The organism is Aequorivita antarctica (assembly GCF_007997155.1).
In the GTDB taxonomy this organism is placed as follows: domain Bacteria; phylum Bacteroidota; class Bacteroidia; order Flavobacteriales; family Flavobacteriaceae; genus Aequorivita; species Aequorivita antarctica.
On the sequence record NZ_VORT01000003.1, the window covers coordinates 166136 to 181194 of the forward strand.

At 33.4% G+C, this 15059-nt stretch carries 15 protein-coding genes; 4 read left to right on the forward strand and 11 right to left on the reverse strand.

Features of this window, described 5'->3' with window-relative positions:
* Nucleotides 1-23: 23 nt before the first annotated feature.
* On the reverse strand, nucleotides 24-581 hold the full coding sequence (gene ruvC / locus ESU54_RS05330; RefSeq protein WP_111843482.1) for a crossover junction endodeoxyribonuclease RuvC: 558 nt from the start codon (nucleotides 579-581) through the stop codon (nucleotides 24-26).
* A 45-nt stretch (nucleotides 582-626) separates the two neighbouring features.
* On the opposite strand from ruvC, the gene ESU54_RS05335 reads away from it, so the two are divergent.
* Genes ESU54_RS05335 through ESU54_RS05345 form a run of 3 tightly spaced genes read left to right on the forward strand, consistent with a single transcriptional unit; the run spans nucleotide 627 to nucleotide 3641 of the window.
* The gene (locus ESU54_RS05335) at nucleotides 627-1583 is read left to right on the forward strand and encodes a lysylphosphatidylglycerol synthase domain-containing protein (protein ID WP_111843481.1); all 957 of its coding nucleotides are present in this window, start codon (nucleotides 627-629) and stop codon (nucleotides 1581-1583) included.
* Nucleotides 1580-2707 (forward strand): glycosyltransferase family 2 protein, encoded by a 1128-nt coding sequence (locus tag ESU54_RS05340; protein ID WP_111843480.1) that lies wholly within the window; start codon nucleotides 1580-1582, stop codon nucleotides 2705-2707. The genes ESU54_RS05335 and ESU54_RS05340 overlap by 4 nt, the downstream gene beginning before the upstream one ends.
* 49 nt (nucleotides 2708-2756) lie before the next feature.
* Nucleotides 2757-3641, forward strand: coding sequence for a hypothetical protein (locus ESU54_RS05345; RefSeq protein WP_111843479.1), 885 nt, complete (start codon nucleotides 2757-2759; stop codon nucleotides 3639-3641).
* Here ESU54_RS05345 and ESU54_RS05350 read toward each other — a convergent pair whose 3' ends face one another.
* From ESU54_RS05350 to ESU54_RS05370, 5 genes are all read right to left on the reverse strand, one after another.
* Nucleotides 3642-4121 carry a hypothetical protein gene (locus ESU54_RS05350; protein WP_111843478.1) on the reverse strand — a complete coding sequence of 160 codons (480 nt, stop codon included), beginning with the start codon at nucleotides 4119-4121 and terminating at the stop codon, nucleotides 3642-3644.
* Nucleotides 4122-4504: 383 nt separating this feature from the next.
* Nucleotides 4505-5923: a M56 family metallopeptidase gene (locus ESU54_RS05355; RefSeq protein ID WP_111843477.1), complete on the reverse strand. Its 1419-nt coding sequence runs from the start codon at nucleotides 5921-5923 to the stop codon at nucleotides 4505-4507.
* A complete protein-coding gene (locus ESU54_RS05360) occupies nucleotides 5920-6288 on the reverse strand; it encodes a BlaI/MecI/CopY family transcriptional regulator (protein ID WP_111843476.1) in 369 nt (122 codons plus the stop codon). Before ESU54_RS05360 ends, ESU54_RS05355 begins: the two co-directional genes overlap by 4 nt.
* Before the next feature lie 129 nt (nucleotides 6289-6417).
* On the reverse strand, nucleotides 6418-6972 hold the full coding sequence (locus tag ESU54_RS05365) for a nitroreductase family protein (protein ID WP_111843475.1): 555 nt from the start codon (nucleotides 6970-6972) through the stop codon (nucleotides 6418-6420).
* 133 nt (nucleotides 6973-7105) lie between these two features.
* Nucleotides 7106-7531, reverse strand: coding sequence for a BLUF domain-containing protein (locus tag ESU54_RS05370; RefSeq protein ID WP_111843474.1), 426 nt, complete (start codon nucleotides 7529-7531; stop codon nucleotides 7106-7108).
* Nucleotides 7532-8261: 730 nt separating this feature from the next.
* On the opposite strand from ESU54_RS05370, the gene ESU54_RS05375 reads away from it, so the two are divergent.
* A complete protein-coding gene (locus ESU54_RS05375; protein WP_160113250.1) occupies nucleotides 8262-9497 on the forward strand; it encodes a site-specific integrase in 1236 nt (411 codons plus the stop codon).
* 572 nt (nucleotides 9498-10069) lie between these two features.
* On the opposite strand, the gene ESU54_RS05380 is transcribed toward ESU54_RS05375, so the two are convergent.
* The 5 genes from ESU54_RS05380 to ESU54_RS05400 all read right to left on the reverse strand — a co-directional run bounded on the left by ESU54_RS05380 (nucleotide 10070) and on the right by ESU54_RS05400 (nucleotide 15059).
* A complete protein-coding gene (locus ESU54_RS05380) occupies nucleotides 10070-10906 on the reverse strand; it encodes a hypothetical protein (protein ID WP_111843472.1) in 837 nt (278 codons plus the stop codon).
* 27 nt (nucleotides 10907-10933) lie between these two features.
* Nucleotides 10934-12922: an ATP-binding protein gene (locus tag ESU54_RS05385; RefSeq protein ID WP_111843471.1), complete on the reverse strand. Its 1989-nt coding sequence runs from the start codon at nucleotides 12920-12922 to the stop codon at nucleotides 10934-10936.
* Nucleotides 12923-13077: 155 nt separating this feature from the next.
* Nucleotides 13078-13860: a tetratricopeptide repeat protein gene (locus ESU54_RS05390; RefSeq protein ID WP_111843470.1), complete on the reverse strand. Its 783-nt coding sequence runs from the start codon at nucleotides 13858-13860 to the stop codon at nucleotides 13078-13080.
* Nucleotides 13861-14025: 165 nt separating this feature from the next.
* Nucleotides 14026-14718: a M48 family metallopeptidase gene (locus tag ESU54_RS05395; RefSeq protein ID WP_111843469.1), complete on the reverse strand. Its 693-nt coding sequence runs from the start codon at nucleotides 14716-14718 to the stop codon at nucleotides 14026-14028.
* A gap of 2 nt (nucleotides 14719-14720) precedes the next feature.
* Nucleotides 14721-15059, reverse strand: coding sequence for a hypothetical protein (locus tag ESU54_RS05400; RefSeq protein ID WP_111843468.1), 339 nt, complete (start codon nucleotides 15057-15059; stop codon nucleotides 14721-14723).

The window sequence follows — 15059 nt, forward strand, 5'->3', positions numbered from 1 at the left end:
AATCTAAAGATTACGGGTTGTATTTACTTAACCCTATCTTCATTCTGTTTTACAAAAGCGGCCCAGCCGGTATAGCTTTTTCCAACTTCAACTTTCCCTGAATTATAAAAATGGCAAACTGCTGCTGCCAATCCATCGGTGCTATCCAGGTTCTTGGGAAGTTCTTTTAAGCTTAAAAGACTTTGAAGCATTTTTGCCACTTGTTCTTTACTGGCATTTCCGTTGCCGGTGATGGCCATTTTAATTTTTTTGGGGGAATATTCGGTTATAGGAATTTCTCGTGAAAGCCCAGCCGCCATAGCTACTCCTTGTGCCCTACCGAGCTTGAGCATCGATTGTACGTTTTTTCCAAAGAATGGTGCTTCAATTGCAATTTCATCTGGATTGTGGCTGTCTATAAGTTCAATTGTTCGCTCAAAGATAAGTTTCAGTTTTAGGTAATGGTCGTCATACTTTTTTAGTTGAAGCTCATTCAGTTGTATAAAATGCATCTGTTTTCCCACCACTTTTATAAGACCGAAACCCATAATTGTGGTTCCAGGGTCGATTCCTAAGATAATTTTTTCAGGTTTTTCTTTCATTCCAATTGAGATTCCTGCCTTAACAGGAATTTGTATTTTAGCACAATGATTGCCTTACCCCACAAAGCTAAACAATATCTGCTTGCCGCCGCCAAAGTTTTGGTGCTCGCTGTAACTTTCGGGTATATTTTTTATAAACTAAAAAGCAATACTTCGTTAGGCTTTAGTGAGTTTACGGCAACTATTTTTTCCAAAGGAAGTCTTTCAATTTATACCGTATTGCTATTGCTACTTTTAGCAGCTGGAAATTGGTTTTTTGAAATCTTGAAATGGAAAACCTTGGTTTCAACATTTGAAAAAATAAATTTCAAAACTGCACTAAAGCAATGTTTGGCTTCACTAACAGTTTCGTTGGCAACGCCCAACCGTATTGGCGAGTACGGCGCAAAAGCACTTTTCTTTGAAAGCAGAAAGCGGAAAAAAATACTCTTGCTCAACTTCTTTTCCGGCGCAGCACAAATGCTGGTCACGACCTTTTTTGGCACTTTTGGAATGCTTTATTTTTTACGAAATTTCAATGTAAACTATTCAGTCACGACGCTTTGTTACTTTGGAATTGTACTTATTTTACTTTTTGCGGTCGGTTATTATTTCAAAGAAAAGGAATTGTTATTGAAGGGTTTTTCTATAGCAAAAACCCTTCAATTTTTTCGAGATATTCCGTTTCAAATAAAGTTTAAAACAGTGCTCTTTTCTACATTCCGCTATGTAATTTTCAGCAGTATGTTTTATGGATTGTTGTTGTTTTTTGGTGGGAACATTACCTTTTTGGAAGCCATTCCGCTGATTTTTTCAATGTATTTTTTGGTTTCTATTCTTCCCACTCTTTTTATTTTTGATGTTGTAATCCGTGGTGGTGTTGCTGTGTGGCTGTTTTCGCATGAAGGGATTCCGGAATTGGTGGTTTTGTCAACCGTGCTTGCAATGTGGCTTTTGAATTTTGTCCTGCCTTCGCTTTTAGGTAGTTTTTTCGTACTCACCTATAAACCTATCACCAGATGATTTGGATCTTTTTGATACTTTTTGTCGCTTACTTTTTTTGTATGATGGCCTTGGTGTATGGTTTTAAAAAAGTGAAGCCTTTTTACTCAGAAGAAATAAACTCTAAAATCCGTTTCAGCATACTAATCCCATACCGAAACGAGGCGGAAAACCTTCTGAATCTTTTGAAAACAATTGCCAAATTAAATTATCCTTCAGAACTATTTGAAATCATTTTTGTGAACGATGCTTCCGAGGATAATTCGGAAGCAATTATTTCCGAAGCAATTGAAAGAAGTAAGTTTTCAATACAAACCATTCAAAACAAACGCGTTTCCAATTCGCCCAAAAAAGACGCCATTTCCGTAGCGATCAAAAACTCAAATTTTGATTGGATTGTAACCACCGATGCCGATTGTGAACTCCCTAAAAATTGGCTGAAAACGCTTGATACTTTTATTCAAAAAAACAATCCCGTGATGGTTTGCGGCCCAGTAATTTATAAATCGAATGGAAGTTTTATTGAAAACTTCCAACAATTGGACGGCTTTAGTTTACAGGCCATAACCATTGGCAGTTTCGGGTTTGGAAATCCTTTGCTCTGCAACGGCGCCAACTTGGCATACAGAAAAGGGGCATTTTTAAAAGTGAATGGCTTTTCTGGCAATGATCACATTGCGAGTGGTGATGATATCTTTCTGTTGGAAAAGATGAAAAAAGCCTATCCAAAACAAGTTCAATTTTTAAAATCGAAAGAAGCCATTGTTTCCACAAAACCACAAAATAATTGGAAAGATGTTATAACCCAACGCATACGGTGGGCTTCAAAGACTTCAAAACAAAAAAGCTTATTACTAATACTTTTGGGGGTATTGGTGTTTTTAGTAAATATTTCACTTTTAGCAATTCCCTTTTTAATCTTATTCTATTTTAAATATGCAGGTTTATATATATTACTTATCTACTTAAAATTGATTACGGATTATATTGTTGTTCGTCAAACAGCAGATTTTCTAAGTAAAAAAATTAACTTTTGGAAGTTTCAGTGGCTACCCTTTGTATATGCCCAACTATTCTTGATTGTATTATATGGTAGTCTTCGTGGTAATTACGTTTGGAAAGGCCGAACCTTCGAAAAACAGTGATAAATTGATTTAATTTTTTACCTTAGCCATACTTTAAAAACACGCCCTTATGAAATCGCTCCTCCCCATTTTCGCTTTGTTTTTTATACTTTCCGCAACAACGCTACAAGCACAGGAACAATATACTGTTGATGGCCAAACCTATACTTTGAATACTGAAGTTGAGGGCACATTAACCTTGCTTTGGAACACCGTTGAAGGCGAATACCGCTATTTTTCAAAGAAAGGAAATGATATTGTTGAACTGAAAAACACAAAACAAAACGGTGATTACCAAGAAGAATACAAAGTAACATTACAACAGCAAACTAGTGACGCCTCCGTTTCGACCGAAAAAGTGAAACTTACATTGCCCAGCCTGCACGCCTTTTTTGTGCAATACAACAAAAAGAAAGATCCAAATTTTAATGAAACAGAAAAATCCATTGATCTTGAGTTTCGACTTGGAGCTTTTGCGGGAGTTAGTAACAGTATTTATACAACAAACCCAACAAACGCTCTTCAACCAGTTGCAGGAATAGATCTGGAACTAATAGATGCAATAAAATTGAAAAGACACTCCGTTGTGCTTCGTTTTAAACAAACTTTTGAGAGCAGCGATTACAAATATACCGCATCACAAATTTCGTTGAATTACCGTTTCAAATTTGTAAAAACACCAAAGTTTGACGCCTTTATAAATTGCAAATTTGCTGCACTTACATTTTCGAAAAGGGAGTTTACTTATATATTAGAAAGCGATCCTCCCACCATTATTACAGAAAATAGTTCAGGCAGTGATTTTAACGCTCCTGTTACCTTCGGAATTGGTGCAGACTATAAAGTTGGCAATGGCTATATTACCTTTAATTATAATGACATTGTTGGCCTGAATGTGGAAAGCAATGATGAATTTCCTGTAGATTTTACGCTGGGTTATAAATTCAATTTGTAATCAATTTGTTTTAATAATGACTGGCAATGTGAATTGCGTTTTCACAGGAATGCCACGTTTATAGGCCGGTGCCACAGGTTGTAGCGAATCGATACTTTGCAAAAGCCATTTTTCCAGCTCTGGAAATTCTTTTTGTAGCAACGTATCCATTTTTATTTCGAGAATGGTAAGTTGGCCGCTGCTGCTCACTTCAAAATTTACTTTTACGGTATCGTAAACCTCACGAGTTGCAATCATAGCTTCGTGGCTAATGGATTTGTAAAGTTGTGAACTGATGGTGTTTATAAAACAATCTTTCTGTTCGGGTTTTTCCAAAGTGTTTTCGCAGTTAGAAAAGGATGGGTAGCTATCTACCTCTTTCCAGTCTATGGCTTCCATTTCTTTTTTATAGACATTTTCTGAAGAAACTTTTTCGGTCTCAAAAAACTGGCAGGAAGTTGCCAGTAGCAGTAAAAAAACAAAAAGTAAACTGTGTTTCATTTGTCTTTATTATTTGTTTTTTTAAGGACAAATGGAACATCCAAATAGACTTAGTGGTCTATTTTATAAATAATGGATGTTTCATTTCAGAAAAAATTCAACTTGAAAAGTACAAATTTACTGAAACATACGTGATTAAATTGAAAGTCAAAGCGGAATGTCAATCAGGGATGTTACATACCTGTATTGAATACCGTCGATGTATGTGTTTTAAAAACTAATATATAGGCAGATAAAAGATAATGTCTTAAATAGTAAAGTGATTATCTCATTTAGAACAGGGGTCCTAAAAGAATTTTTTAGTATCTGTTCGAGCACAGTCGAGAATTTTAATTCCAGACTTTTAAAAAAGGTTTCGACTGTGCTCGACCGGATACAATAGTCTATTCCACTACATTAAAGACAATAGGCAATGAATAAAGTACGCCTACTTTTTGGCCTTTTTGCTCACCGGGCCGCATCTGTGGAAGTTTTTTAATGATGCGAATGGCTTCGGTTTCTAGCTCTGGTTTTGGAGCGCGGGCTTTTACATCTACAATATTTCCAGACTTGTCAATTTTAAACTGAACGGCGATGCGTTGGAGACCCAAAAGCCCCAAATCATTACCAAGTTTCGTATTGAAATTTTCCCCAACAAAAGCACTGATACTCTCTGAGAAACACTTCTTCAAGACTTCATTGTCACCTAAGCATCCCGGAAAGGTTGGCACCTTTTCTATTGCGGCAAAAGGAACGTCTGCTTCATTTTGGTCTTTGGTTTCATCCAAATATTCTTGAAGCGAAGTGTAAACTTTATCGCCTGGTTGAGATTCTGAGGTTAAAAACTTTAATGCTTTTTCTTCTTCGGGGGTCATGTCGCCTTTTTTCATAATGGCTTCAGCCAGTTCGTTAATTTTGTTCATCACTTCGGAATCTGACTGTTGGACAGTTTGTGTTTCTTCAGCTTTTGGGTCATTACTACAAGCAGTGTAAATTAACATGCCACAGATTGCTGGTAATAGCAGTAAATACTTTACCTGTGCAGCTTTTCGTGATTTTGATTTTTGTAACATAATGATTCGTTTTTTGATTAATGATTGATTGAAAAATGTATTGATGAATGATATTTTTTCTGTTTGGAATACTTCAGAAAGTAGGTTTTGATAGTATTGTTTTTTGTCTTTTTCGGCGGTAACCTTTGCATCTGCTATGAATTCGTGGAGCGTAGTCATGCGGTTTTGAAAGAGAAAGACCATCGGGTTGAACCAAAAGACAATGCGAAGCATTTCAAAAAACAGTAGATCTAAAGAATGTTTTTGTTCAATATGAATTTTTTCATGGGCAATGATGCTAGCTTTGCTCTCTTCGGAAATGTTTTCACCCAAAAATATGATGTTGAAAAAGGAAAAGGCTGTATCGGTTTTTTGAAGAATTTTAAGTTTGAATCCATTAAAATATTCTGTGGTTCCAGAGAAATACAGTTTTGCTATTTTGTAGAATTTCCAAAAGAAAAATACAGCACTGAGTCCAATTCCTATAAACCAAAAATCCAACAGTCCCGGAAGCCAAAATGACGTACCGCTTGTAATTGTTTCAGGAGTATTCCCGCCAATAACAACCGCTGGCAATTGAAAAATAAATTCCTGCGGAATGTTTTGCTGAATAAAATCGATACTTACAAAAGGCAAAACAAGACCCAAAATCGGGGTCAGAAACAGATAGATTCTGTTTAAACCGAAAAACGTTTCCTTTTTCAGAAAGAGGTCATATACTGCCAAAAACAGTACTTGAAAAGCGAATATTTCAAATAGGGTATGTATCATTTTTCAGTTTTTTCAGAATTAATTTCTTTCATAATAACCTCCATTTCCTGAATGCTGATATCGTTTTTCTTCATAAAAAAAGAAACCATACTTTTAAAAGAGCCCTGAAAATAACCGTCCATCAATTTATTTAAAGATTGACTGCTATACTCCGTTTTCTTCACTTTAGGGTAATAAACATGACCACGCCCTTCTTTTCTATAATCGACAAAATCCTTGCTCTCCAGAATCCGCACAATAGTAGAAACTGTGTTGTACGCAGGTTTTGGCTCGGGCAATTGCTCTATGATTGACGCTACGTTTGCCTCTGCCAAATCCCAAAGAATTTGCATAATATCCTCTTCTGCTTTTGTTAATTGTTTCATTTTTATATTATTAGAAGGTTCAAATATAACTAATACGTTAGTTTAAACTAATTTTTTAGTTATGTTTTTATAAAAAAAACCTTACCGACTTTTACGCCTGTAAGGTTTTACATTTTTAAACCTATAAAATTAGACCCAGATAGTCTTTTCTTCTATAGTGCTTTTGCGCGTTCCTTCGGGAAGTTCGTCATCATATTTTCCCATATAGAAAAAACCGAGACATTGCTCTCCTTCTTCCATTTGAATGAATTTGTCCATATACTTCAAAATGCCAGGAGAAGCCCAATACGCACCAATGCCTATTTCGTGTGCGGTGAGCCACATGTTTTGAACTGCCATAGCCGTAGCCGCAATTTCTTCCCATTCGGGTAAACTTTCCTTGGGGTCACGCTGCATACAAATTGCTATTACACAACCAGCTTTTACTGGGTTGTCCATAAACTTGCTATAGGTAAATTCTGAAAAATTCTCGGTAGTTTGCTTGTAAGTTTCGGCCGCAAATTTTCCTAGAGCCACCTGCGAAATACCATGAAACACCTTAAAACGCCAAGGTTCTGTTCGTTTATGCGTTGGCGCCCAATTTGCGCTTTCAAGTATGGTTAAAACTTCTTCTTTGGTGATAGGTTGGCTGTTATATTGTGCAGGGAAAACCGCGCGGCGGTTTTTTATAGAATTCGAAATCATTTTTTTTTATTTAGCGACGTGAAGATAGTAAAAGGGTCTTTCAAAAAAAATAATTTTAATGCTATCTGAAAAAATAAAAAAACCATTCTGACCCCACTTAATTTCTAGGTGTTCTTTTCTTTTTTTTTCAATTTTAAACCATATAACCACTTAAGCTGTGCTGTGGGATTGTAAAAGAATGCAAAATCGCTCTTAGGCTTTTTGCATAATTGGATGCATTGGGTAATTGTATTCTAGATTTCAGTTTTTTTAATTCCTTCTCATCATCAGAAAACACCATGCCCGATTGATAGCTTTCGAAGAGTCTATGGCTTATTTCTTGATCCATCATAATTGTTATCTGATTATGCCTATCGTCCTTTTTTATTTTTGATAGAATGGTTTCAACATCATCAATCTCCCCTTCCAACACCTGTAAAAAGGTACCCTCATTATAGAGTAACAAACCAGTAACATTCCGAAAAACATTCTGCGTTTTAGAAAATGAAAAGAGTGCCTCCAATTTGTGGTTTTGCCATAAATTAACTGAGTTACTAATATAACATTTTGTGTGAAGCATATTTAGAATTTGGTGTTATTTTAAAGGTACGGCTAGTTTATCAAGGACTAACTTAAAGTATTGTTAATGTTATACTTAACAGGCGCATACAAAAGAAACACCCCTCTTAAAGTACTATGCTAAGAACGTCAACACTAACCAACCTTTCTTTCTCCACAGGCAAAATATTCATAATTCAAGCAAAATTGGAGCTGGCTTTATAATAATCAAAGCATTTTTAGAAAATTAGAAGAAACACAATTCACATGTTACGCTACTCTAAAACTTCGACTTTCGTCGTTCTTCCCCCTTCAATTTACACCTCACCAAAACCTAAGGTGTCCGAGTGAATTTTGGTAAGCGAAGCAAAGCAAAAATTTGCCTGTGCTGAGCTAAGTTTAACCTGAGCGCAGTCAAAGGGTCGAAGTTTATCAAAGCCCCCTACTTCAGTGTGGATTAATCCCAAAAATGGAGAAAACTGTATGGATATTGTATAAAACAAAAAAAGCCCATCCATATGGATAAGCTTCTCATCGGTCTATTTCTAAACCACAAGCCACCTTTAGGTGACTCAACACAACATCTTGTTGCGGTCTGGACGAGACTCCAATCATTATATTTTGATTTATCTTCATATATCCATATCCCTTGTAATACGGGAGAACTATAATATATATTTTCTTATTTGATGTTAATTTACGTCATTTTATTTACATTTACCGCACGGTTACCGCACGATAAATTAATTAATATGTACAACTACGTCTTCAATATCAATACTAACTCAACTAAAACTGGCAAGGATATTCCTTTAAAAATTAGATATTATGAGGATGCGAAAAAGAGAGTTCAAATTGATACGGGAATAAAAATTGCCAAAAGACACTGGAGTGAGTCTAAGAAGAGACTAAAGAATTCTGCTGAAATTCCATTTGAATATGCAGAATTTGAAAGGTTAGAATCTTTGGCCAATCAAATCATTGACCATTACAAGAAGAAAAAACTTCCTCTTACTTGCAAAAAATTTAAGAATCATTTTATAAATGAAAATTTAATTGAAGTAAATGATTCCGTGGAAGGTGTTTATGAAGAGTTAGAAAAGTTCATAGAAAAAAAGAAGTCTGAAGTAGTTCCAGATGTAATCAAAGATTATCATACATTAAAAAAACACCTTGAAACCTATGAGACCGCTGAAGAAACCACATTAACATTCAAATCTTTCAATTATGATTTTTACCATAGTTGGATAAAATTCCTTGCTTTTAAATACAAAAGAAGAGACAAAAAGATTGGCCTTAAGAATAATAGTATTGGCAAATCAATTAAAAATCTTAAAGCATTTTTAAACTATTGTATTCAGTCGGAAAAAATCGAGCCAATTGACCTTACAGCATATAAAGGGATTCAGGACGAGGTAGACCACATATACTTGAAGCAAGAAGAGATAGACAAAATTGCAAAGGTCGATTGTAAAGGAGATGAAGAATTGCAGAAGGTGCAGGACTTTTTTATAATTGGATGTTATACAGGACTACGTTTCTCTGATATTGCTAGAATCAAACCTGATTATATAAAAGACGACTTCTTACACTTGATACAAAAAAAGACTTCTGGAAGAGTTATAATACCTCTTCGCCCTCCTGTAATAGAAGCACTTAAGAAATACGATTATCATTCACCAGATGTATCCAGCTTTGTTTTTAATAAAAGGATAAAAGAACTTGGGGAAGAAGCTAAACTAAATGACTCTGTAGAATTAGAGCACAAAAGAGGAGCAACTAAAGATGTAAAAACATTTAAGAAGTATCAGCTCATAAGCTCACATACCTGTAGACGTTCATTTTGTACAAATGCTTACTTCGATGATATTGATGTTCAGCTTATAATGAAGGCTTCGGGACACAAAACAGAAAAAGCTTTTAGGAGATACTTAAAATTGTCCAATTTAGAAGCTGCTGAAAAACTTAAGCAAGCTTGGGGAATGTGAATAAAATTTCCTCCATAATAAAACCTGGTTATTTAGAGCTACTAGAAAATAAGCTAACTGGAAGGATTCTTGACGGGGGGTACTTAAAAAAACGGATTCTTAATTTTGCATACCCTGACGGGAGGTATAACCCCAATCTCTCAAATAATTTTTTATTTCACAATTTACCCCACTTGAAGGCTATACACGGGTAAAATTAGCGATATCACCAAATCCTTTTTATGCCCTATTTAGCCTCCTAAGGCAAAACACGGGTTATAAGCCCCATTTCAGGAAATTCTAGATAAAAAATAAAAACCCTGCTTTTCCCACTTGGGTACTATAGGCGCATAAGGAATGGATAAGCCTCCCTTTAATAATGTTACGTAAGTTAGGTTAATATAGGCGTTATTGGGGAGGGGGACTTACAGATTGCCTCTCTGGAATATCTTTTCATATAAATCATAATTCAGTAGAGCGGGATTGACGCAAGAACCTTTAGGCTTATAACTGATTTTTAATTTGTAAAATTATTTTTGATTAAGTACTGATTCCGCTATTGTGTTTATACTCGTGTTATGCACAGGTTTTTCTCACGCTTTAATTAGACTCTCTATTTTTTCGCAAGGATTTTGATTTGGTTTAGGCATTACCTCTAAAATGTCAACAGACCAATCGAAATTTTCTTCTCTGATTTTTTCTCCCAAATATGTGCCTTTTAATCCTTCGATAATCATTTCTCCAACATCGCCCTCATTAATGGAAATTTCACTATCCAAAGTTTTCATATAAATCATTGCATTATCAGATTTGCGTGATATAGTAATGCGATATTTTATATTCTCTATTTTGTATGGGGTTAAATTATAAAGTCGCAACGCAACAAAATCAAATCTATCTCTATCATAATTATTCCACATTAACTCCTTTTTTCTTAACATTGTTGGATTATAAGGTTTGGATTTAAAATCAGAACATTCATTTGATATATTTTCAAAGTAGAAAGCCATTAATGAGTTTGCATCTTTGTTTTTATCGTTGTAAGTAGGAAATCGTAATCTATAAATATTTCCATTTGCTTTCACGAAAATTATGAATGACCCATTGTCAATAATTTGACCACCATTTAAAGCGTCTGAAAAATCGTACTTAAGAAATTCGAGTTGTGAATTGTCAAGTGTTTTGTACGCTTGCTTAAAATTTGTTGAGATTACATTTTTAATTTGGGATACACCTTCTCCATAATTACTGGATTTGAATTCTGGTGATGTTAAATCAAACAAGTTCATAAAGCTAATGGAATCTTTTTCTTTTATTGCCTTCAATGCATAATCCTTCACAGAATCAAAATTGTATTTATTCAATTCGATTTGTGAATCGCAAGCAGAAAGACTAATGATAGCGATTATTAATAAAAGTTTTATTTTCATAAATTATGTTGCCAGTAGTAGTACTTATTACGGAATGATAACTTCTTCCTTACTAATAGCCGTGTTGTTCTTTGATTTCTCTACGATTTCATCCGCATCTTTACTTAATTCATAAAGTTTTTCTCTTTCTAATTTTAACCTCTCATCAAGAAAGTTATGCCTTAACTCAAATTCAGTAAATATTTCACTCCAAGTTTTAACATAAATTTTTATTCTACCATCTTCATTGTAAATTAGAGATTCTTCTCCGTGAGTTTTATTTGTCCTAATTTGTCTTTCAATAAATTGACTAGTGTTAAACTTGTTTCCAATTAAGTAAAATTTCCACGACATATTTGGAGCATTAAACTCTTGTCTTGAACTTATAACACTTAAGTACTTCATAACTTGAGAATACTCTTTTTCTCCTAATTGGATTTTCGGATGCTTTAATTCAAGAACAATATTTTCTATTTTTGCATCTTTTTTATGTTGTCGACAAGCAAAAATATCCATTTCTCTATTTTTATCTATATGGTCTATTTTAGTGTCTTTTATCTCTCCAGTAGTTTTATAAATGTACCTTTTTAGTGCTTCCTCAAATTTAGGTTCAGCGGCTGTTACTAAATGATATTCTTCTCCGAACAGCCAATAATGATTTTCTATTAAATCTTGCAAATGAGGTATTTCTTTAGCTCCAAGCTCTTCATTAAAAACAAGTTCTTTTAATTGATAATAAGTTTTGTATCTATCTTCAATTAGCTTAATGGTATTTATAACTCTGTTTAGGCTTGTTTTGTGAAGGATTTTTGACAAATCCTCTCTTTCTTCAGGTTCGAGTTGAGTTACGCTTTCTATTATTTTGAAGATATTATCTCTTTCGTTAGAGTCAAGTAGTAAGTCTATAAATTGAACGAATATCTTTTTTTGTTCAAGATTTAAATTAGAAAATATCTTAGGTTGGACTTCATATAATCCAATGATAGTGTCTTTAAGTTCTTTACTTCTAATTTGCTCCCAAGAATTATTATAAGTTGGTATAATACCGTCTAATTCGTAGTCCATTACTAACCTTTCGGCATATGCCCTTAAATAAGGTTTTCGTTTATTTTTTAAATATTCGTTAAGTTTAGTTATTAAATATTTATACTCAACAGAAGATTTTGCTTTGGAGAATAAGCTTTTTTGATTGCTTTCTTCATTTGTGGTAAAATCGAAATGTGAAAAGAAATCACTTTCAATATAAATACTATGATAATAATAATCTCCTTTTTTATTTAGAGTAGTGAAGTCTTTATAAATTTCCTTTCCATTAGAATCTTGAAAATAAAATTTAGAATGTTCCTTGTTTAAAGATTCATTCCATTGAACATATTTGATTTTAAATATGCTATTGTTATTCTCCAAGTTGAAAAAATCTCTATCTGCAACTAATTCTGAATAATCCAAAGGTGTTCCATTTATTAGAATTGAATATTCTTTATTTAATTCTAAAAACCAGCAAAACTCTTTCTTTATATAATTTTTTAAATCTATCTCAAATACATCTTTACTAATAAGTAAGTTGGTGAAATAAACCGTGGTTCCCGTGAAATTTACATCTGTGTTTAAAATTTTCTTTTGGTATACTTTTAAATTTTCAGCAGATATAGCTATTGTTCCACCTTTTATTCCTTGATTTTCGTAAGATGTAGTCCATTTCGCACCATTTGCAAAAGTGTAAAATGTAAGTCTACCCACTCCGTTTTTACCGTGTAAAATCGATGAATGTTTTGGAGATTGAATTTGAATCGATTTTTCTGAATCATAGAAGTTATCAAATTTGTAGGCTAAATTTTCTAGGTCAATTCCTGTTCCATTATCTTTTACTTGAATAAAGTTGATTCGTCCTAATTCGTTGGAATCATAATTTATTTCAATTTTTGTAGCCTTAGCATCAAAACCATTCCAGATATATTCAGCAAAAGAAGAAGCAGGGTTGTAGTTCTTCAATACTCTTTTTATTCCTTTAGATGTAATTTTCGCTTCGTTCTGCATTTTTGTTTTTGTATTACTGGCAACGTTTAGTATAACCGCAGTTACGGATAAATATACGAGGTTTTTCGGTTTAGCATTGACGTTAGCAATTAGGCGTGGATTCGGACGCAGTCGAATCCGCCGTAATTGCGGTTCTACAGTGTTGGTAGCAGTTTTTAAATTCCGTTTGGAAAATATTCTTTTAGATAAACCTTTGCTTCCTCATAATCTAATTCGGATGCTTTTTTCATATAATAATACTCTAATTTATTTTCACGTAATTTTCCATATTCAAAACCCAAACCATAGTTTATTTTTGGATTATTTGGCTCTAATTTCAATGCTTTCTTTATTAATTCAATTGCTTCATCATTCAAGCCACAGGATGATTTAAAAATCCCGTAGTTAAAGTATAATTCAGGAAATTCAATATTGTTAATTAGTTTTAAATAACATTTTTCCGCTTCAGCTTGGAACTCAATTAACTTGAATTTTTCAGCATCTGTTAACTCTTTTTCTTGCTCAATTAATTTATAAGACTTATTGGCAAAATCATTAGCAATTTCGTATAAATTAGTGTTCTTCACTTTTACACGTATTTCAAGATGAAAAGGTATCGGATTTCCAATAAAATAATCTGTATGACCATTCGAGTAATCTATAACTATATCTAAAACTTCAACTGAAATATCTGATATTCGATATTGTTTATTCTCGTAATTAAATATAGATTCAATTTTTAATGTTGTATTTCCTAAAATAGAAGATATTTTCTTGTAATCCGAAGTTTCAAATATTGCTTTTTCACCTTCATCTTTAAAAACAAATCGAGGATAAATAAGGGCATCTTTATATTCAATATCATTTATCGAAGGAAAGTCAGGTAAGTTAATTCCCATAAAAGAGTTAACCTTTTTTGGTCTTAAATTTTTATAAATATCTTTCTTAAATAAACTCATTTTTATTTTTTTTCTTGAATTGCTACCAACGTGTTATATCTACACTAAAGGTGACCTTTTTCGCATTATAAGGGATAAACACACCTTCTTGTGATTCTATCCGTTTCTGTTATTTTTACTAAAACTACAATTAATCCATCAAATATCCATCATACATATTCTTGATTATAGCTTCATCCCATACATCATATTATCCAGTTCTCTCCAATTGGGGATGTGCTTCGAAAGTTCTGCCCAGAATTCTTTAGAGTGATTCTTTATTTTAGTGTGTACCAGTTCGTGGACTATTAGGTAATCTATTAGTGAGAATGGTAATTTTATAGATTCTATATTTATGGTAATGGCATTATTGGGGGAACAACTTCCCCATTGTTTTTCAAGCTTTTTAAACTGAACTTTTTCATATTTCAAGCCTGTTTTCTTTGACCATTTTTTTAGTCTTGGTTTTATCTTTTCTAAGGCTTTCTGAGTGAAGAAATTTTCAAAGGCTTCAACTAAATTGGATTGGCTGTTTAAACTTTTAGGAGTGAGAACTTTAAACTTTGATTCAGTGAAGTCTATTTCTATGTTTTCAATGTCATTATTGATGAATATCTCCACATAGTACTTTCTGCCCAAATACTGAATCCTGGAACCAGTGACTATTTCATCTTCTCCTATGGACTTAACGAGCTCTAACTTATCTATTATCCACTTGGCTTTTTTGGCTATTAGTTTGTCACTTTTTTCAATGGATATGAGATTTCCTTTCAGAGTAACCCCTTTCCCTTTTTCTACAGTTATGTAATGGGATTTGAGCCCTTCCTTTTCAAGAATGGTATATTCTATCGTTTTATGTCCGTACTTAATCTCTGGCATTATTAAAACTTATGAATATAATTTTGTGAAAGCTTAACTTCCTGTTCAATTCTTTTCATTTCTGCGCTATCGTTTAATGCTATTGTTCTATAAATTATATTCTCAATATTATTTAAAACGTATTTACGCTTTTCTTCATTATTTCTTGTTCCTTGTCCATATGGTTTTGGTAACAACGAGCTCATCCTATATGCAACATTGTTACCGCAACCAAAAAGAATAAATTCATTAGTCGCTTTATTCTTTAATTGATATACTCCTTTTCCGTATGGGGCTATTAAAATGTCATTATCAGCTGGATTTGGAAATTCATACCATTCAGACCAGTTAAAATCTTTCAT